Annotated in this window: 18 protein-coding genes; 10 read left to right on the forward strand and 8 right to left on the reverse strand. The window is 67.3% G+C overall.

Annotation, left to right across the window (positions count from 1 at the left end; genetic code table 11):
• Positions 1 to 7: 7 nt before the first annotated feature.
• Together ABZX92_RS06535 and ABZX92_RS06540 are read right to left on the reverse strand one after the other, a co-directional pair.
• Positions 8 to 661, reverse strand: coding sequence for a response regulator transcription factor (locus ABZX92_RS06535; protein ID WP_355554739.1), 654 nt, complete (start codon positions 659 to 661; stop codon positions 8 to 10).
• The gene (locus ABZX92_RS06540) at positions 658 to 1797 is read right to left on the reverse strand and encodes a histidine kinase (RefSeq protein ID WP_355554741.1); all 1140 of its coding nucleotides are present in this window, start codon (positions 1795 to 1797) and stop codon (positions 658 to 660) included. Before ABZX92_RS06540 ends, ABZX92_RS06535 begins: the two co-directional genes overlap by 4 nt.
• 120 nt (positions 1798 to 1917) lie before the next feature.
• On the opposite strand from ABZX92_RS06540, the gene ABZX92_RS06545 reads away from it, so the two are divergent.
• The gene (locus ABZX92_RS06545) at positions 1918 to 2424 is read left to right on the forward strand and encodes a hypothetical protein (protein WP_355554743.1); all 507 of its coding nucleotides are present in this window, start codon (positions 1918 to 1920) and stop codon (positions 2422 to 2424) included.
• Here the strand turns inward: ABZX92_RS06545 and ABZX92_RS06550 are convergent.
• Positions 2396 to 3529 carry an erythromycin esterase family protein gene (locus tag ABZX92_RS06550; RefSeq protein WP_355554744.1) on the reverse strand — a complete coding sequence of 378 codons (1134 nt, stop codon included), beginning with the start codon at positions 3527 to 3529 and terminating at the stop codon, positions 2396 to 2398. The genes ABZX92_RS06545 and ABZX92_RS06550 overlap by 29 nt on opposite strands.
• Before the next feature lie 156 nt (positions 3530 to 3685).
• Between ABZX92_RS06550 and ABZX92_RS06555 the strand changes: the two genes are divergently transcribed.
• Positions 3686 to 4693, forward strand: coding sequence for a Gfo/Idh/MocA family oxidoreductase (locus tag ABZX92_RS06555; protein WP_355554746.1), 1008 nt, complete (start codon positions 3686 to 3688; stop codon positions 4691 to 4693).
• Here the strand turns inward: ABZX92_RS06555 and ABZX92_RS06560 are convergent.
• Both ABZX92_RS06560 and ABZX92_RS06565 read right to left on the reverse strand, forming a co-directional pair.
• Positions 4683 to 4922 (reverse strand): hypothetical protein, encoded by a 240-nt coding sequence (locus tag ABZX92_RS06560; protein ID WP_355554748.1) that lies wholly within the window; start codon positions 4920 to 4922, stop codon positions 4683 to 4685. The genes ABZX92_RS06555 and ABZX92_RS06560 overlap by 11 nt on opposite strands.
• 13 nt (positions 4923 to 4935) lie before the next feature.
• Positions 4936 to 5622, reverse strand: coding sequence for an NUDIX domain-containing protein (locus tag ABZX92_RS06565; protein ID WP_355554750.1), 687 nt, complete (start codon positions 5620 to 5622; stop codon positions 4936 to 4938).
• 58 nt (positions 5623 to 5680) lie between these two features.
• Here ABZX92_RS06565 and ABZX92_RS06570 point away from each other — a divergent pair, with 58 nt between their 5' ends.
• Together ABZX92_RS06570 and ABZX92_RS06575 are read left to right on the forward strand one after the other, a co-directional pair.
• Complete coding sequence (locus ABZX92_RS06570; RefSeq protein WP_355554752.1) at positions 5681 to 6628, forward strand: SPFH domain-containing protein; 948 nt, start codon at positions 5681 to 5683, stop codon at positions 6626 to 6628.
• Complete coding sequence (locus ABZX92_RS06575; RefSeq protein ID WP_355554754.1) at positions 6625 to 7476, forward strand: hypothetical protein; 852 nt, start codon at positions 6625 to 6627, stop codon at positions 7474 to 7476. The genes ABZX92_RS06570 and ABZX92_RS06575 overlap by 4 nt, the downstream gene beginning before the upstream one ends.
• On the opposite strand, the gene ABZX92_RS06580 is transcribed toward ABZX92_RS06575, so the two are convergent.
• Positions 7408 to 8685, reverse strand: a complete 1278-nt coding sequence (locus ABZX92_RS06580; RefSeq protein ID WP_355554756.1) for an MFS transporter — start codon at positions 8683 to 8685, stop codon at positions 7408 to 7410. The genes ABZX92_RS06575 and ABZX92_RS06580 overlap by 69 nt on opposite strands.
• 87 nt (positions 8686 to 8772) lie before the next feature.
• Between ABZX92_RS06580 and ABZX92_RS06585 the strand changes: the two genes are divergently transcribed.
• Complete coding sequence (locus ABZX92_RS06585; RefSeq protein ID WP_355554758.1) at positions 8773 to 9642, forward strand: SGNH/GDSL hydrolase family protein; 870 nt, start codon at positions 8773 to 8775, stop codon at positions 9640 to 9642.
• A 220-nt stretch (positions 9643 to 9862) separates the two neighbouring features.
• Positions 9863 to 10126 (forward strand): SSI family serine proteinase inhibitor, encoded by a 264-nt coding sequence (locus ABZX92_RS06590; protein ID WP_355554760.1) that lies wholly within the window; start codon positions 9863 to 9865, stop codon positions 10124 to 10126.
• A 57-nt stretch (positions 10127 to 10183) separates the two neighbouring features.
• On the opposite strand, the gene ABZX92_RS06595 is transcribed toward ABZX92_RS06590, so the two are convergent.
• Positions 10184 to 12451: a Tat pathway signal sequence domain protein gene (locus ABZX92_RS06595; protein WP_355554762.1), complete on the reverse strand. Its 2268-nt coding sequence runs from the start codon at positions 12449 to 12451 to the stop codon at positions 10184 to 10186.
• Between the two features lie 107 nt (positions 12452 to 12558).
• Between ABZX92_RS06595 and ABZX92_RS06600 the strand changes: the two genes are divergently transcribed.
• From ABZX92_RS06600 to ABZX92_RS06610, 3 genes are read left to right on the forward strand one after another with little or no spacing between them, the layout of a single operon-like run.
• The gene (locus ABZX92_RS06600) at positions 12559 to 14436 is read left to right on the forward strand and encodes an AarF/UbiB family protein (protein ID WP_355554763.1); all 1878 of its coding nucleotides are present in this window, start codon (positions 12559 to 12561) and stop codon (positions 14434 to 14436) included.
• 57 nt (positions 14437 to 14493) lie between these two features.
• The gene (locus ABZX92_RS06605) at positions 14494 to 15303 is read left to right on the forward strand and encodes a hypothetical protein (RefSeq protein WP_355554765.1); all 810 of its coding nucleotides are present in this window, start codon (positions 14494 to 14496) and stop codon (positions 15301 to 15303) included.
• Complete coding sequence (locus tag ABZX92_RS06610) at positions 15300 to 15602, forward strand: transcriptional regulator (protein ID WP_355554766.1); 303 nt, start codon at positions 15300 to 15302, stop codon at positions 15600 to 15602. The genes ABZX92_RS06605 and ABZX92_RS06610 overlap by 4 nt, the downstream gene beginning before the upstream one ends.
• Here the strand turns inward: ABZX92_RS06610 and ABZX92_RS06615 are convergent.
• Complete coding sequence (locus tag ABZX92_RS06615; RefSeq protein ID WP_355554768.1) at positions 15599 to 16003, reverse strand: hypothetical protein; 405 nt, start codon at positions 16001 to 16003, stop codon at positions 15599 to 15601. The two genes, ABZX92_RS06610 and ABZX92_RS06615, sit on opposite strands and share 4 nt — an antisense overlap.
• A 71-nt stretch (positions 16004 to 16074) precedes the next feature.
• Between ABZX92_RS06615 and ABZX92_RS06620 the strand changes: the two genes are divergently transcribed.
• On the forward strand, positions 16075 to 16725 hold the full coding sequence (locus ABZX92_RS06620) for a VTT domain-containing protein (RefSeq protein WP_355554770.1): 651 nt from the start codon (positions 16075 to 16077) through the stop codon (positions 16723 to 16725).
• Positions 16726 to 16912 lie beyond the last annotated feature (187 nt).

The following is a 16912-nucleotide window of genomic DNA, read 5'->3' on the forward strand; positions in this document are numbered from 1 at the left end:
CCCGCCACTACCCCGGTACTACGAGCCCGCTCTCGTAAGCCGCGATGACCGCCTGCGCCCGGTCGCGCAGCCCGAGTTTGGTCAGCACCCGGCTCACGTGCGTCTTGACCGTCTGCTCGGCCAGTACGAGATGCGCGGCGATCTCGACGTTCGACAGGCCCTGCGCGATCAGCACGAGGATCTCGGTCTCGCGTTCGGTCAACGCCTTGAGCTGCGCGGGCCGGACGCGTTCGGTGCGGCGTGACTTCACGAAGTCCTCGATCAGCCGCTTGGTGATCGACGGTGCCAGCAGCGCATCTCCCGCCGCCACCACGCGAACGGCGTTGAGCAGCTCGCGGGCGGGCGCGTGCTTGAGCAGGAACCCGCTCGCGCCGGCCTGCAGCGCCTCGTAGACGTAGTCGTCGAGGTCGAAGGTGGTCAGCACGAGGACCTTGGCCTCCAGCGACCCGTCGAGCAGCAGGCGAGTCGCGGTGAGTCCGTCCATTTCAGGCATGCGGATGTCCATCAGCACGACGTCCGGCTTGACGTTGCGCGCGAGTGCGACGCCCTCCACGCCGTTGCCCGCCGCGCCGACGACCTCGATGTCCTCCTGGGCGTTGAGCAGCGCGGAGAACCCCTCGCGCACCATCTCCTGGTCGTCCACCACGACCACCCTGATCACTTGTCCCCCAACGGAATCCGCGCCCTGACCATGAATCCGCCGTCTTCGGTGGACTTCACGGTCAGCGTGCCACCGTGCACCGCGACGCGTTCGCGCATGCCTACCAGCCCCTGCCCGCTGCCACCGCCCATGGACGGCCCACCAGCGGTGTTGATCACCAGCACGTCGAGCTGGCCTTCGTTCTTGTGCACGTGGACGGACGCCTTCGAGCCGGGCGCGTGCCTGGTGGCGTTCGTGAGCGCCTCCTGCACGATCCGGTACGCCGTGAGCCCGACCGCCTCCGGCACGTCGTCCACGTCGACCTCAGCCTCGTCGCCGGGCCTCGCCAGCTCGGGGATGCGGCTGATGCCTGGCTGCGGCTCCCGTTCCGGCTCCGCGCCGTTGGTCCGCAGCACGCCCAGCAACCGTTGCATGTCGGAGATCGCCTCGCGCGCCGCGTCGCCGAGCTCGGCGAACTCCTTCTCGGCTTCCTCGTTCAGTCCCTTGAGACGATAGGGCGCGGTCTCGCACCTGACGACCACCATCGACATGTGGTGCGCCACGACGTCGTGCATCTCGCGCGCGATGCGGGCACGTTCCTCAAGAGCCGCTTTGGAGCTGCGCTCTTCTTCGAGCTCTCGTTCGGCCCGTCCTCGCGCGCCGAACAGATAGACGACGGCCACGATGAGCGGTACGTAAAACGCCAAGGCGGCACGCTGAGGCTCAGCGAACGGAACCATCGCCATGGTGATCAACGCGACCGTGACGACGATTCCGCGCGAGTAGAAGGCCGCGACCGCGATCAGGATCGGGATGGCGGTCCAGTACTGGAAGGGCGCGGCGCGGTCGCCCTCGATGATGAAGCTGATGAAGAAGAACCCCGGCGCCGCCAGTCGCCAGGCGTAGAGCGGAGACCGGATCAGCAGCACGTACGAGCCGAGGGTGACGAAGAAGATGAGCACCCACCAGCCGTCACCGCGGTCCGGTGCACCGGGTGGAAGCGCTCGGTCCACGTAGGCCACGCTGCCGATGATCGCCCACACGAGCGCGTAGATGATCAACATCGCGTACGCGGGTACGCGGAACCGGCCGAGCACTTTCGCGAGCACTCGAGTGCGGTCGGGGCCGAGGACGGTTCGGTACAGCGTGCGAAACACCACCCGATGCTAGGTGGATCCGCTGATTCCCACATTGACCTGCGGAGTGACATACCCCGGTAGCACTCTGATCAAGATGGGGCATTGCGAACGCGTCACACCGCGCGGTAGGCAGTACCTGTGAGACCACCACAGGATCCAGATCGCTGGGCACGGCTGACCGCCGTGGCCGGTGAGGCGCTGGCCGCGGCCAGGGCCGGTGAGGACGCTGTGGCGGTGGACCTCGTGACGGGCTACCTCAGCGGGTCTCCCGAGGGCAACGAGGAGATCCGTGAGCTGGTGCTGTTGCTGTTCGCCGAGTGCAGCAGCATGGTCGGCGCGCTCGGCTCCGGCGGCGCGACACCGGTGAAGATGCAGGTGTTCGACGAGGACGGCAACGAAGTCCAGATCGACGACGCGGACCCGCCCGTCCGCACGGCGATCCGCGCGTTGCTGGCCGAGGTGCACGGCGACCAGGACGCGGCCTCGGAGCAGATCGAGATCGCCCTGGCCAACGGCCAACCGCAGGAGCTCGCGACCGTGGTCTTACAAGCCCTGCGGTGGACCCTGAAGCTGGCCATCGAGTGCGAGACGCGCGACCTGCCCGTCGCGCCGTGGATCACCGCGTCACTGGACGACCAACCCTGACGTGCAGCAGTGCGTCGACCCCGGCCATGAGGTGCTGGTCGAGCGGGAAGTAGGCCCACGAGATCTCGTCCGCGACCGTGCGCGCCGGCCCCTGGGGCATGTCCTTCGTCATGCCCCAGGTCGTGAACCGGCTCTGCAGCTGCCCTTCGAGGGTGGCTTTGTCCGGTTCGCCCAGCCCGAAGCTGTCGTTGCGGCCGAGGGTGCCCGCGATGACCGTGTACTGATCACCAAGAATCGGCGCCACCAGCGCGCCCGCCGAGAACCACTCGATCCGCTCGCCCGCCATCTCCATGCTGCTGTTGGTGCGCTGCAGGTGGGCGTTGTGGGCGTGCACGAACGTCGGCCCCCGGCCTTTTTCGAGCCTGCGGATCTCCAGCAGGTTCCGCGCCATGACACCGTCGCGCATCTGGCACAACCGGTTCAGCCGCACGCCCAACGGGTTCGGCTCGGCGCACTCCCGGTGGTACTGCAGGAGGCTCAGCGCGGCCGTGAGGTGCAGCTCGGCGTTGTTCCACTCCTCGCAGGACGTGTTGGCGACCAGTTCGGGCATGCGCGCGTGCAGCCGCTGGAGCATGCCCGTGCCGATCTCGCGGAACCTGATGGCCTCTTGCGTTTTGCCCGGTGACTTCGTGAGGTCCATGACGGCCTCGTCCCGGCTCCACTTCTCGTCGTCGGTGCTGAAGTCCGCCTGTTCACCCAGGTAGTCGCGCGCGAGCTCCAGGTAGGGCCGCGGGCTGGGCGCGCTGGTCGTCTCGGTCTGGAAGTCGAAGCCGTAGAAGGCGAGTTTGTCCTGTTGCGGCTTGTCCGCGTTGTACTCCCGCATCCACGCGACCAGCTCGCGGTTGGCCGGCCACTCGCCGAACCGGTGCGAGAACCCTTCCTTCATGACCGTGTCGAGCTCACCCATGCCGTGCAGGACGAAGTCGTTGACCACCACCCCGCGCACCCGGCAGGTTTCGAGGGCGATCGAGCGGTACCCCAGCGCGGCCAGCTGCTCGAACAGCTCGTTGCGAACCCAGGTGTGAGCGTGCTCCAGGTGCGTCGGCTCGCCGAACGCCAAGAGCTCCGTGAAGGGACTGATGAACTCGCGAATGTCCTGACTCATGCCCCTGAACAGTAACATTGAAAACACCATTTAAACTTTCGCGCGGTTTTGAGGGTCGGGCGGCCGCGAAGCCTCAACCGCACGGTAACCAGCCGCACCCGCCTCCGGTTCTCGCGGTCCAAATAGGACTCCGCTGCGAACGCCTAGTCTGACCACATGCGCACAGCTCTGGTCGGCTACGGACTAGGTGGGGCGGCCTTCCACGCCCCGTTCATCGCGGCAACCCCGGGCCTCGAACTATCCGCCGTGGTCACGTCGAACCCCGCCCGCCAAGCCGAGGTGCGCTCCCGCTACCCCTCAACCCAGCTGTTGTCCTCTCTGGACGAAGTCTGGGCGGGCCAGTTCGACCTGGTCGTCATCACCACCCCGAACCGCTTCCACGCCACCCACGCCCGCCAGGTCCTGGAACACGGTCTCAACGTCATCGTCGACAAGCCCTTCGCCGCCTCAGCCGCCGAAGCCCGCGCCCTCGCCTCGATCGCCTCGTCGCGCGGCCTCATGCTCGTCCCGTTCCACAACCGCCGCTGGGACGGTGACTTCCTGACCGTCCAAAAGCTCCTGTCCTCGAACGCTTTGGGCGCAGTCCACAAGTTCGAGTCCCGCTTCGAGCGCTACCGCCCGGAAATCAAGTCCTCCTGGAAGGAATCCGGAGACCCGGCGGACCTCGGCAGCATCCTCTTCGACCTGGGCACCCACCTGGTAGACCAGTCCGTCGCGCTGTTCGGCCGCCCTCTGTCCGTCTACGCGGAGATCGCCACCGTCCGTCCCGGCGCCCGAGCCGACGACGACGTCTTCCTCTCCCTGTCCCACGAAGGCGGCGTCCGCTCCCACCTCTGGATGAGCGCCCTGGCAGCAGACCTGGGCCCACGCTTCCGAGTCCTCGGCCACGACGCGGCCTACGTCAAGTACGGCATGGACCCGCAGGAAGACCGTCTCAAGGCAGGCGAAACCCCGGCCGGCCCAGGCTGGGGCGAGGAGCCCGAGTCCGCCTGGGGCACCCTGGCAGGCAAGCCGCACCGCACCGAACCGGGCGCCTACCAAGACTTCTACGCCTCCGTAGCCGCCGGTAGGGCCCCAGTCTCACCGCAAGACGCCGTGACGGGCCTGGAAGTGATCGAAGCCGCCAAACAATCCGCCATCACCGGCGACTCGGTCACCCTCTAGCTCCTGCGGCACGTGCGTGCACCAGCACGGTTCCTGACATGCCCGACTCAGGAGCGTCGAGAGTTTCCGCCACGACCTTGCTGAACCCTGCCTCAACGGTCTCGTCGGGGCCGTGGTCCGGGTACTGGGCCCAGTTGAGCCACGTCGTCGCGCCGGCCGCGTTGACGGCGCGACGCGGCTCGTACTTCGCGGCGTACCGTTCCCAGATCTGCGCCTCAGGGCTGGTCACCAGCGGTCCCTTCCTAAGGAACAGGCACCCGCACCAACGGCGGATACAACACAGAAGCCCCACCACGCCGGAACAACGCCGCAGGCCTCCCCCCATCTCGTGTAGTCGTCTCTCCGGTCGGCTCAAGCAGCCCAGCCACCCCGGTCACCTTCCGATGAAAGTTCCGAGGATCCAACGAGACCCCCCACACGATCTCGTACACCCGCCGCAGCTCGGCCACGGTGAACTCCGCAGCACAGAACTCGGTGCCCAACGGCGTGTACTCCAGCTTGGCCCGAGCCCGCTCCACCCCGTCCTCCAAGATCCGCGCGTGGTCGAACGCCAGCGCGGAAACCTCGTCCACCGGCACCCAGGAAGCCGCGGCGGCATCAGTGCCGGCCACCGGTACGGGCAGATCCGGCGCCAACGCAAGGTACGCAACGGAGACGACCCTCATCCGCGGATCACGGCGAGGCTCCCCATAGGTTCCGAGCTGCTCCAAGTGCAGCCCGGACACCCCGGTCTCCTCACGCAACTCGCGAACAGCCGCCGCATCCACCGACTCGGCGACCTGCACGAACCCCCCGGGCAACGCCCACCGCCCCCGATACGGCGCCTCCCCTCGCCGAACCAGCAGCGCACACAGTGCGTCAGACCGCACAGTCAGCACCACGAGGTCGACCGTGACCGCGAAGGGAGGGAAATCACTTGGCGTGTACACACCGACGAGTATAGGCTTATCGTCAGATCGACGACAAGCACTCGAAGGAGCGACCCGCATGGCCGACATCAGCAGCTACCCCGGACTCAGGCACCTCAGAGGAGCCCCCACCGTCCACATCAGACACGTCCGCAAGGGCAAGCTGATCCACGAGGGCACGGGCCTGAGCTTCTGGTTCCGCCCGAGAACCGCAGTGCTCAGTGAAGTCCCGGTGGACGACCGCGAGCTCCCCACCCTGTTCCACGCCCGCACCAAGGACTACCAGCAGGTGACGGTCCAGCTCACCGTCACCTACCGCTGCACCGACCCCGAGACCACGACCGCCAGGATCGACTTCTCGATCGACCCCGACACCGGCACGTGGCGCCAGGACCCGCTGAGCCAGGTGTCGAGCATGCTGACGGAGCGGGCCCAGCAGCTGGCGCTGAAGGTCCTCTCGACGCTGGACCTGGAAACCGCCCTGCGTGCCGGCGTGGAGCGGGTCAAGGAGTCCGTGAGCGCGAACCTCACAGCGGAGCACATCGGGCTCGACATCATCGACGTCCGCGTCGTGGCGATCCGGCCCGACTCCGACATGGAGAAGGCGCTGCAGACCACGATCCGCGAGAAGGTCCAGCAGGAGGCGGACAAGGCCACCTACGAACGCCGGGCGCTCGCGGTCGAACGGGAGCGGGCGATCAGCGAGAACGAGCTGCAGAACCAGATCGAGCTGGCCAAGCGGGAAGAGCTGCTGGTCGTCCAAAAAGGAGCGAACGCGCTCAAGAAGGCCGAGGACCACGCCCGGTCCAGCCGGGTCTACGACGACACGAAGGCGGAGGGCATCCGCAAGCTCGCCGAGGCAGAGGCGGCGGGTGAGAAGGCGCGTCTCGAGGCGTACAAGGAGATCCCGCAGGCCACGCTGCTCGCGATGGCGGCCAAGGAGCTCGCCGGCCACCTCCCGGAGATCGGCAGCATCACCATCACGCCGGACATGCTCGCGCCGGTTCTGCGGAAGCTCGCGGAATGAGCCTCGCCCCGCGAATTGTGCTGGTGCACCGGCGCACCGAGCTGACAGAGTTGCTGGCACGGCATGGCACCCGTGGCCAGGTCGAGTTCTTCCTGAAGTCCCGCAACAGAACTCTCACAGAGGTGGTGAACCGTGACGAGCAGGCCCGCAGGGCGCTGGGAGAGGTCAGCGCCGCCATCCCGCTGGACTGGCGCCGTGGCGTGGTCGAGAGGGAAGACCTGTCGCGGTTCCTGTTCGCGCCCGAGGACGTAGTCGTCATCGTGGGGCAGGACGGGCTGGTCGCCAACGTCGCCAAGTACCTCGACGGCCAGCCCGTGATCGGCATCAACCCGGAACCGGGCGTGCTCGCCAAGCACGCACCGGAGGACGCCGGGGAACTCCTGCACAGCACCGGGAACACCGAGGACCGCACGATGGTCGAGGCCAGGTCGGACGACGGCCAGACCCTCTACGCGCTCAACGAGATCTACGTCGGCCACCCGAGCCACCAGACCAGCCGGTACCGCGTCCACGACGAGCGCCAGGCGTCGTCCGGCATCCTCGTCGGCAGCGGCACGGGTGCGACGGGCTGGTGCTCAAGTGCCCACCGCGAACGGAAAAGCGCGATAACCCTCCCCGGGCCGACCGAACGAAAGCTCGTCTGGTTCGTCCGGGAGGCGTGGCCGTCGCCGAGCACCGGCATCGAGCACACCGAAGGCGAGCTCACCGACGAGCCACTCCACATCGACGTGGAGTCCGACGGGCTGGTGGCGTTCGGCGACGGCATCGAGAGCGACGCGCTACGCCTCGGCTGGGGTCAGCGGCTGAGCGTCGGGCTCGCCGCCCGCCGGCTCCGCCTGGTGTGCTGAGCCGATCGCCAGCAAGCACACACCGGACAACACCGCACCGGCGACCAGGTACAGCGCGATGGCCCAGGTTCCGGTGCGCAGCAACGACTGTGCGACCAGCGGTGCCAGCCCGCCACCCAGCACGGCACCGAGCTGGAAGCTCAACGCCACCCCGGAATACCGCACCCGAGTCCGGAAGAGCTCGGCGAAGTAGGCCGCGGACGGGCCGAACAACGCCGCCGAGCCCACGAAACCGAGCACCATCGCGAACGTGAACCAGCCCGCGTCCGTGAGCCAGAACAACGGGAACGCGAAGCCCGCCTGGAAGATCGCGCCACCGAACATCACCGGCAGCCGGCCGACGCGATCGGACAGCCACCCGAAGAACGGCACCGCGATCACCTGCGCGAACGAACCCACGACCGTGGCCACCAGCAGGTCGTCCGCGGAGATCTTCAACGCCGTGCGGCCGTAACCGATCATGAACACGCTCAGCACGTAGATGAAGATCGTGAAGCCCAGGTTCACGCCCGCGCCCAGCAACACGACGCGCCACCGGTCGCGCAGCACCTCGGCGATCGGCAGCCGCGACTTCTCCGCGGCCTCGAACCGCGGCGATTCGGTCACCCGCAACCGGATGTACAGGCCGATCCCGACCAGCACGATCGAGAACAGGAACGGCAACCGCCAGCCCCACGACAGGAACTGAGCACCAGAAGCCTTCGAGGACAGGTACATCGCCAGGTTCGCCAGCACGACACCGGCCGGCGAGCCGATGAACACCCAGCTGCCGTACCAGCCCCAACGGCCCGGTGGCGCGTGCTCGACGGCCATCAGCGACGCGCCGCCCTGTTCGCCGCCCATGAAGAAGCCTTGCACGATCCGCAACAGAACCAGCAGCAGCGGCGCGAGGATGCCCACTTGTCCGTACGTAGGCAGCAGGCCGATCGCCGCCGTCGACAGACCTGTCACGGACAACGTCACCACGAGCATCGCGCGCCGGCCGATCCGGTCGCCCAGATGCCCGATCACCGCGCCGCCCAACGGCCGCGCGAGGAAGCCCGCGCCGAACGTCGCGAACGCCAGCAGCACGGCGACGCGCGTGTCGAACTGCGGGAAGAAGATCTTGTCGAACACCAGCGCCGAGGCAGTTCCGTACAGCAGGAAGTCGTACAGCTCGATCGTGTTGCCGACCGCCGATGCCACAGCTGCTTTGCGTACCCCCGTCATCGTTCCAGCCTGGTCGAGGGATTGACACTGCGCAATGGTCCGGTCACCCTTCGTCCTACGTTCCTACTCTTCAGTAACGAGGTAGCAATGACGCGCCGAGTGACTGTTGTTTCCCTGCTCACCGCCCTGATAGCGGCTCTTTTCGCCCCCTCCGCCACGGCCGCGCCGAAGTACCGGAACTACGTCTCACTCGGAGATTCGTTCGTCTCCGGACCGTTCATCCCGCTGCAGCGCCTCGATCCGCTCAGCTGCTTCAAATCCACCCAGAACTACCCGTCCGTCCTCGCCAGGCGGCTCGGCATCGCCAACTTCACCGACATCTCCTGCGGCGGCGCGCAGACCAAGGACATGGCCGGCGTCCAATCCGGAATCCCGGGGCAGTCCGTGCCGCAGTTCTCCGCCCTCAAGCCCGACACGGACCTGGTCACGGTGTCGATCGGCGGCAACGACATCGGCTTCTCCGACATCATCCTGACCTGCGCCGGGAAGAGCGTGCTCGACCCGCACGGGGCGCCCTGCAAGGCCAACTACGGCGACTCGCTCGCCGCACGCGTCAACGCCACCGCCGCCAAGGTGGCCGCCGTGCTCGCAGGCATCAAGCAACGCTCCCCGAAGGCCGAGGTCGTGGTGGTCGGCTACCTGCGGATCCTGCCGCCGTCCGGTGGGTGCTGGCCGATCGTGCCCATCTCCCAGGGCGACGTGCCGTATCTCGACAACGTGCAGCAGCAGCTCAACGGAATGCTCGGCGCCCAGGCGAAAGCCGCCGGTGCCACTTTCGTGAACCCCTACGACATCAGCCTCGGTCGCGACACGTGCGCGGCACCCTGGGACAAGTGGGTCGAGGGCATCATTCCGACGAGTCTTGCGTTCCCGGTTCACCCGAATGCCAATGGCATGGCTGCGGTGGGTAAGCAGGTTGCCGCCGCACTCGCCGGGACGGAACTCGCGGGCGTCTAGTTGCACGCACTTTCGGCGGTTTACACGATCCGGTGGCTACTGCCGAGTTGAATGGAACTCCGGGTCCTTGCCGCGCCAGAGTGTTGGCATGGCAAGGACCCGAATCTTGTTTGCCTGTCTCGCTCTCGCAGCACCGCTCGTTCCCGCGACGGCCCACGCAGCGCCACTGACAGCACCCCTTCTCCCCGCATCCGGCCTGGTGCTGTCGGTGCAGCCGGAGATGGGCACCCTCAGCAGCACGCAGCTCAGCTGTGAACCCGCTGGAGGGCTGCACAAGCACGCCGAGGAGGCGTGCGACCAGCTCGCGCCCGTCGAAGGCGACTTCCGCAGAATGGAAGAGACCGGCGCCATGTGCACGATGGAGCTGAACCCGACCAAGGCCACGCTGCGCGGCAAGTGGCGCCACAAGAAGGTCGACTTCCAGCAGGTGTTCTCGAACCCGTGCGTGATGCGGGCGTTCACCGGCAAGGTCTTCGACTTCTAAAGCCGCGTCACCGGTGTTCCAGCGCACCGCCGTCGCGCTGGAACACCGGTGGCGTTTCTAACCGGGCAATCCCCAGGACGGCACCGGAGCGCCGATCACCGGGCCGACCTTCAGGTCCGGCTGGTCGCCGTTGCGGTGGATGACGGCTTCCTCACCCCGCCGCAGCTCGATCTGCAGATCTCCGTTGGGCAGCACCGAGAAACGCTTCGGCCGGCCCCAGCGGTCCCGCACGACCGGGTCCTTGATGTCCGTGCGCACCACGCACGGCGCCCCGGCCTCGCTGCGCAGCTTGATCCACCGCGTCGCGCCCTTCTGCCGTGACGCGGAAAGCAGGAACGCACCCTGCGTCCGGAAGTTGTCCAGCGAGATCTCGGGCCACGGCACCGCGGGGAACACCCGGATCACGCCACCCCAGCTCTGGCACAGCATGTCGTACATGGACTGCACGGCGCTCAGCGGCGTTTCGATCACCGGCCCCGACTCCTGGTACATCGTGTTCGGCTTGATGTACCGGCGCATCAGCTCGCCGAGGTAGAAGTCCGCCTTGTCCCCGCGCAACATCTGCGCGGAGATCGACGCCGCACCCGTGAACGTGTAGCCCTGCAACGCGCCTTCGAAGCTGATCCAGTGGTTCAGCGACGTCTCGATGACCTGGCGCTGCGCCGGGTCCTCCCAGGTGACCTCGTACAAGGGATAGATCTGCAGCATGTGCGAGTAGTGCCGGTGCGACTTCGCGAACGGCACGCCCGCGCCGATCATGTACCCGTTCGCGTCCACCGGGTACGGCGTCAGGTTCGCCAGCGTGTCCTGCCACTTCGGGATCAGCGGATCGTTGACGCGCAACGACTTCGCGGACTCCAGCAGCGTCTTGCAACCCCACCGGATCAGCGCGAGGTCGTAGTTCGTGTCCGGGGAGTTGACGCCGTACTCGGGCGAGAACGTGATCGGCAGGTGCCACTTGCCGTCCGCGCCCTTGGTCAGGAAGTGGAAGTAGTAGTTGATGGCCCTGCGCAGCAACGGGAACAGCACACCCCGCAGGATCCGCTCGTCCATCGTGTGCCGGTACGTGAGCCAGACGTTGTGCATCGTCCAGGTCAGGTTGCCGACCTCGGGCGTCGGCACGTCCCTGCCGGGAATGCCCACGCCGTAACCGGAGTTGCCGATTCCCGCGCCGTTGTTCAGCACGGTGTCGGTGGTGCGCGGAATGCCGGCCGAGTCATGACGGTACTCGGCCGGCACCTGTTCGACGAGCACGTCCCGATACCTGTCGACCGAGTACGTGACCGCGTCGAAGTCGACGTGGTTGGACCCGTGGATCAGCCAGTACTCCAGCTGCACGTTGAGGTTCCACCACGTGTTGGGCCACGGCGTGTTCTCCAGCCACGGCCCGCAGGTCGCGATCGCGGGCGCTTCTTTCCGTGCCGCGGAAGCGAATTTGTACAGCTGGATCCAGTAGAACGCCTGCAGCTTCTTGTCCGGAATGGACAGGAAGCTCTTGCGGTAGAAGTCGTGCCACCACAACCGGTGATCAACGGCGAGGCCTTCGATCGAGCCGCACCGGACGTTGCTGATCGCCTTGGGCACAGCGGTTTTCTGAGGATGCGACCAGGTGACGCTGGTGAAGAGCGTCCTGCGCGTGCCACGAGTCGATTCGCGCCACGCCGTGACGTGCTCGCCACCGGAGTTCAACGGCTGCACGGCCAGCTGCACGTCACCGGAGCTGGTCAGCTGCACGGGCGGGTTGTCGGTGAAGCCCGCGGGTGCCGGCTTGTTCCACTTCGGGTCGGTGCGCGGGCTGATCGCCTTGAGCGGGTGGAAGACCCACTTGAACGCGCGCTCGCCCTCGCTGGCCTGGACGTCGATGGCGTAGAGATCGCGCTTGGTGTGGATGAACGCGCGGATCCGCAGACTGCCCGCGGCCGTGGTGATCGTGCCGGTGAGCTCGGCGTTCCACAGGTCCATGCGCAGGTCGACGCCCGTGATCGCGCCGACGGGTTCGAGCGTGAAGTAGCCGATGGGCAACCGGGCGAGGCCGAACAGCGCCCCGAACTCCGGCCGGTGGTCCTGCACCTGGGAGTGCTGGACGTTGAATCTGATGGCATTGGCCGCGGGCTCGGCGTAGATGCCGGAACCCAGGTAGCCGTTGCCGAGATACGGCCCCTCGTACCAGGTCGTCGGCATCTTCTTCCAGATGAGATCCGATGACCCGATGAAGTCACGCCAGTTGAAGTCATCGCCCGCGGACGCGATGTCAGGGAGCAGCGCACTGCCCGCTACCCCGGCCAACGCGCCTCCGATCAGCGTGCGCCGGTTGAGTTCGACCACTTTCGGGCACCTCACTTCGATGTGCGGTCAGGTCCACGCGGGCGGCGATTCATCGGATCTTTCGTGAGAGCCCAGCCAGAGTCAAGAGGCGTAATTAGGCTTCGATCATGGGGGACTTCCTGGTCACCGCGATCGGCTTCCCGATCACCTTCACGTTGCTGGTCATGGGCATGGCCCTGGCCGCACGCCGCATCCTCGGCTTGCGCATCGGACTGATCCGCACGGCGCTGGCGTGCCTGCTCGCCATGTCGGTCGCGTCGAGCGCGTTCAGCGGGACCACCGTCGAACCGTCGGCCGGATTGGTCACGCTCCAGCTGGGCATCGCGCTCCTCGCGGTGATCGGCGTGCTGGCGTTCGCGGAGATCATCGTGCCGACCGGTTCGATCCCACCGCCGACGGAGTGGTGGGGCATGCTGCGCCGCCGCATCGCCCGCACGCGCCGGTACTCGCGGATCACCGCGATCGCGTTCCGGCACGGGCTCGGGCCCTACCTGCGCGGCCGTGAACGCTCGTCGACCGGCCTGGCGCGGTCGCTGCGGCTCGCGTTGCAGGACGCCGGGGTGACGTTCGTGAAGCTCGGACAGGTGCTGTCGACTCGTGCCGACCTGCTGTCGGAGGAGTTCGTCGAGGAACTCAGCCTGTTGCAGGACAAGGTTCCTCCGGCGAAGTGGGAGGACGTGCGCGCGGTTCTCGACGCCGAGGTCGGGCTTGATGCCTTCACGTCGGTCGATCCCGAGCCGTTGGCCGCCGCTTCGGTCGCGCAGGTGCACAAGGCCGTGCTGAAGTCCGGCACCGAGGTCGTGGTGAAGGTGCAACGGCCGGGCGTGCGCGCGGTCGCCGAGGGCGACTTGGACATCGTCGGACGGCTCGCGGAAACGTTGCAGCGCACGCGATGGGGCTCGGCGCTGGGTGTGCGGGACCTGGCGGCGGGGTTCGCGGCGGCGTTGCGCGAGGAGCTCGACTTCAAGGTCGAGGCGCGCAACATCGCGGCCGTGGCAGCGGCTTCCGACTCCTCGGTGACATTGCCACAAGTCCATTTGTCGACTTCTCGAGTTCTCGTCATGGACCGGCTCGACGGCGTGCCGTTGCGCGGCGCCACCGAGGACGAGGGCCTGGCGCGGACGCTGCTGAGGTTCGTGCTGCGGCAGGTGATGCTCGACGGCGTCTTCCACGCCGATCCACACCCCGGCAACGTGCTGCTGCTCAATGACGGACGACTGGGGCTGCTCGACTTCGGCTCGGTCGGGCGGATCGACTCGGCGCTGCGGTCGGCGTTGCAACGACTGCTGATCGCGATCGACCGCAGCGACCCGGCGAGCCTCACGGATGCGTTGCTGGAACTGACTTCCCGGCCGGAGGACATCGACGAGCAACGGCTGGAGCGCGCGCTCGGCCAGTTCATGGCCAGGCATCTGGGCGCGGGCATGCGGCCGGACGTCGAGATGTTCGGCGACCTGTTCCTGATCGTGTCGCGGTTCGGGCTGAGGATCCCGCCGGAGATCGCGGCGGTGTTCCGCGCGCTGGCAACGCTCGAAGGCACGCTGGCGGTGCTCTCACCGGGCTTCAACATCGTCGTGGAGTCGCGGTCGTTCGCCACCGAGCAGATCGCCGAGCGGCTCTCCCCGGAGTCGGTGCAGCGCACGCTGACCGAGGAACTTCAAGCCGTGCTGCCGATGCTGAGGCGGCTGCCGCGAAGAATCGACCGGATCACCGGCGCGATGGAGCAGGGCCGGCTGAGCATGTCGATGCGGCTGTTCGCGGACGAGCGCGACCGCTCGTTCCTGACCGGCCTGCTGCACCAGGTGATGCTGACCGTGCTGGGCGCAACCGCGGGCGTGATGGCGGTGCTGCTGCTCGGGTCGTCCGGTGGGCCGCAGGTGGTTCCGGAGATCGGGCTGTACCAGGTGTTCGGCTACAACCTGCTGATCATCAGCATCCTGCTCGGCCTGCGCGTCGTCGTCACGGTGTTCCGGCCCCGTGCTTGACGGATCTGGTTTGCGATGCAAACCTGATGGCAGTCGAGTGACGTTGGGGGACGCATCATGACGGGGGATCCGACCGGTCTGCTCATCGAGCTGAGCGACCTGCGCAAGCGGGCACGTGTCGACCGGCACGGCTACTGGCTGCCCTTCCTGCTGTTCGGGCTGATCACGTTGGGCGCCACGCCGTTCTACGTGCCCGAGTACTGCCGCACGACCGGCGCGTGCGTGGCGGACGAGCCGTGGCTCTACCACTGGCTGCATCCGGACGGGCGGCTGAACGGCCCGATCGGCAGCTACGAGCCGACCGTGGCCGCCGACATCTACTGGATCATCGCCCTGCTCTGCGGTTATCTCGCGGTCGTCTGGTGGTACCGCTGGCGGGCGGCGCAGGTCGGAGTGGAGACGCCGACCAGGCTCTACGCCCAGGTCACGATCTTCACGCTGCTGTTGCCGCTGGTCGGGGTGCCGGTGCTGAGCAAGGTGTTCTTCAACCAGGTCGGTTGGCAGATCGCGCTCCCGATCACCGTGGTGGCGATCGTGGCGGCCACGTGGACCGCACGCCGACGGGTCGTGACGGCCCTCGCGGTGCTGGCGTTGTTCGGTCTCGCGCACTTCATCCCGGCCTACCCGTACGGCCAGATGTTCGTGCTGGCCGCGGGACTCGCCGGGCTCGCGTGGGTCGAGCGCAGCGCGGTGTGCACGGTGTTCGTTGCGCTCTTCGCCGCAGCCGTGGTGTTCGTGAACGAAGCCGGCCGCTTCGACCTCCACTGGCCGTACCAGGTCGAGCAGTACGCGACCACGGGGCTGCCCGCGGTCGTCCTGCTGGTCGGCGGGATCATCGGTTCTGTGCGACGAGAGATGGCCCGATGAATCCCACGGCGGGACTGGACGACACCGTCCACCAACGACACCGGCTCGGCGTGCTGACCATCGCGGCCGAGACGAAACGGGTGGAGTTCTCGTACCTGAAGTCGGCGCTGGAGCTGACCGCGGGCAACCTGTCGCGGCACATCACCGTGCTGGAACAGGCGGGCCTGGTCGAGGTCGAGAAGGGCTACGAGGGCAGGCGGCCCAAGACGTGGCTGCACATCACCGACGCCGGCCGCACCGCGCTCGCCGCGGAGATGGCGGCGCTGAGAGCGCTGCTGGAGCGGCACGACAGCCTCTAGAACTGCCTCCGGTACACCGAAACGTCGTCGCGCCACACGCCGAACACGTCCGGTGCCGACTGGACGATCGTCATCTCGTTGAGGTTGCCGAGGATCCGCCACGCGCGCGCAACCGCTTGCGCGCCCGCGTAGGCGATCGTGCAGAACCGGCGCGGCTCGACCACGGTGCGCACCCGGTCGACCGCGCCGACGCTCATCGGCGTGTCCTGCCACAGGTCCAATGTGTACCCGGTGCGGATGGGAGCACCCGACCCCAGCACGCCTTCGATGCTGACCATCAGCCTGTCACCGTCCAGGCGCAGGTCGTAGTGACCGCTTCTGGGCGGGGTGCCGCCGGTGTACGCGGAGCGCGCCGGATCGAGCACCCAGTGGCCCAGAAACGGCACGAGGTCGTCACTCATGTGTGTCTCCTTCGCGGAACCTGCGCCACTGGCGGATTGTCCGGCGCATCGAGGTGGGCGACCATCACCCGATGAGTTATGAGACGGGCGTTCGGTGGAAGTGGATACCGTTCGTCGTGCTCGGCTTCGTGCTGCTGAGCTGGATCGTGTTCGAGGCACTCGACCTGATCGACTTCGAGGGAGTCGTGACGTGGGTGCGCGGAATCGACCCGGTGTGGGCGGCGGTGGCGATCTTCGCCCTGCTCGTCGTGGACGTGCTGCTGCCCGTGCCGTCGACCCCGCTCATCGTGCTGGCGGGAACGGCACTCGGCCTGCCCGTCGGGCTGGCGCTCGCAATCGTCGGGTCCCTGGGTTCCTCTGCCGCAGGATACGCGCTCGGGCGCTATGCGGGTCCGTGGTTGGTGCGCCGCGTCGTAACCATCGAGGAACTAACCGAAATGCGGCGCTGGGGCCGTCAGTTCGGGCCCTGGTTCTTCGGGGTGGCGCGCGGCATTCCGATGATGGCCGAAACCGTGTCCGTGTCCGCCGGAGTGTCCCGGGTGTCGTTCCGGGAGTTCATGTTGTACACCCTCATCGGCACGGTCCCCATTTGTGCCGCGTACGTGTTCGCGGGGTCGAAGGCCGACACGGTCGAACAGATCGTGATGATCAGCGCGGTCGGGTTCCTGCTCACCGTCGGCCTCTTCTACCTGCTGCGCCGGCTCGTGAAGGCGGCGCCGTAGGAAAATCGCTGGCGCCGGGTGGTTGTATGTAGTTGCGCCCGGTGCGCAGCAGAGGGTTACTTCCGGTATCTCAGGTTCGACTCCTGAGGCCGGCTCCGGCCGGTCTCGCTCACCCCGGTGAGCACGTCACCTTCTGCGACTTGAACTCGGGCGCCCACAAAACTCCACCCCGGCCGGAACTAAATCG

It is taken from the genome of Lentzea sp. NPDC006480 (genome assembly GCF_040611995.1).
Lineage (GTDB): Bacteria > Actinomycetota > Actinomycetes > Mycobacteriales > Pseudonocardiaceae > Lentzea.

Coding starts and splice junctions, on each gene's coding strand:
- ABZX92_RS06580 (WP_355554756.1), bottom strand. CDS start 8,685: ATGACGGGGGTACGCAAAGCAGCTGTGGCATCGGCGGTCGGCAACACG.
- ABZX92_RS06550 (WP_355554744.1), bottom strand. CDS start 3,529: ATGAGTCAGGACATTCGCGAGTTCATCAGTCCCTTCACGGAGCTCTTG.
- ABZX92_RS06590 (WP_355554760.1), top strand. CDS start 9,863: ATGGGCACCCTCAGCAGCACGCAGCTCAGCTGTGAACCCGCTGGAGGG.
- ABZX92_RS06615 (WP_355554768.1), bottom strand. CDS start 16,003: ATGAGTGACGACCTCGTGCCGTTTCTGGGCCACTGGGTGCTCGATCCG.
- ABZX92_RS06555 (WP_355554746.1), top strand. CDS start 3,686: ATGCGCACAGCTCTGGTCGGCTACGGACTAGGTGGGGCGGCCTTCCAC.
- ABZX92_RS06605 (WP_355554765.1), top strand. CDS start 14,494: ATGACGGGGGATCCGACCGGTCTGCTCATCGAGCTGAGCGACCTGCGC.
- ABZX92_RS06600 (WP_355554763.1), top strand. CDS start 12,559: ATGGGGGACTTCCTGGTCACCGCGATCGGCTTCCCGATCACCTTCACG.
- ABZX92_RS06575 (WP_355554754.1), top strand. CDS start 6,625: ATGAGCCTCGCCCCGCGAATTGTGCTGGTGCACCGGCGCACCGAGCTG.
- ABZX92_RS06620 (WP_355554770.1), top strand. CDS start 16,075: ATGAGTTATGAGACGGGCGTTCGGTGGAAGTGGATACCGTTCGTCGTG.
- ABZX92_RS06570 (WP_355554752.1), top strand. CDS start 5,681: ATGGCCGACATCAGCAGCTACCCCGGACTCAGGCACCTCAGAGGAGCC.
- ABZX92_RS06585 (WP_355554758.1), top strand. CDS start 8,773: ATGACGCGCCGAGTGACTGTTGTTTCCCTGCTCACCGCCCTGATAGCG.
- ABZX92_RS06610 (WP_355554766.1), top strand. CDS start 15,300: ATGAATCCCACGGCGGGACTGGACGACACCGTCCACCAACGACACCGG.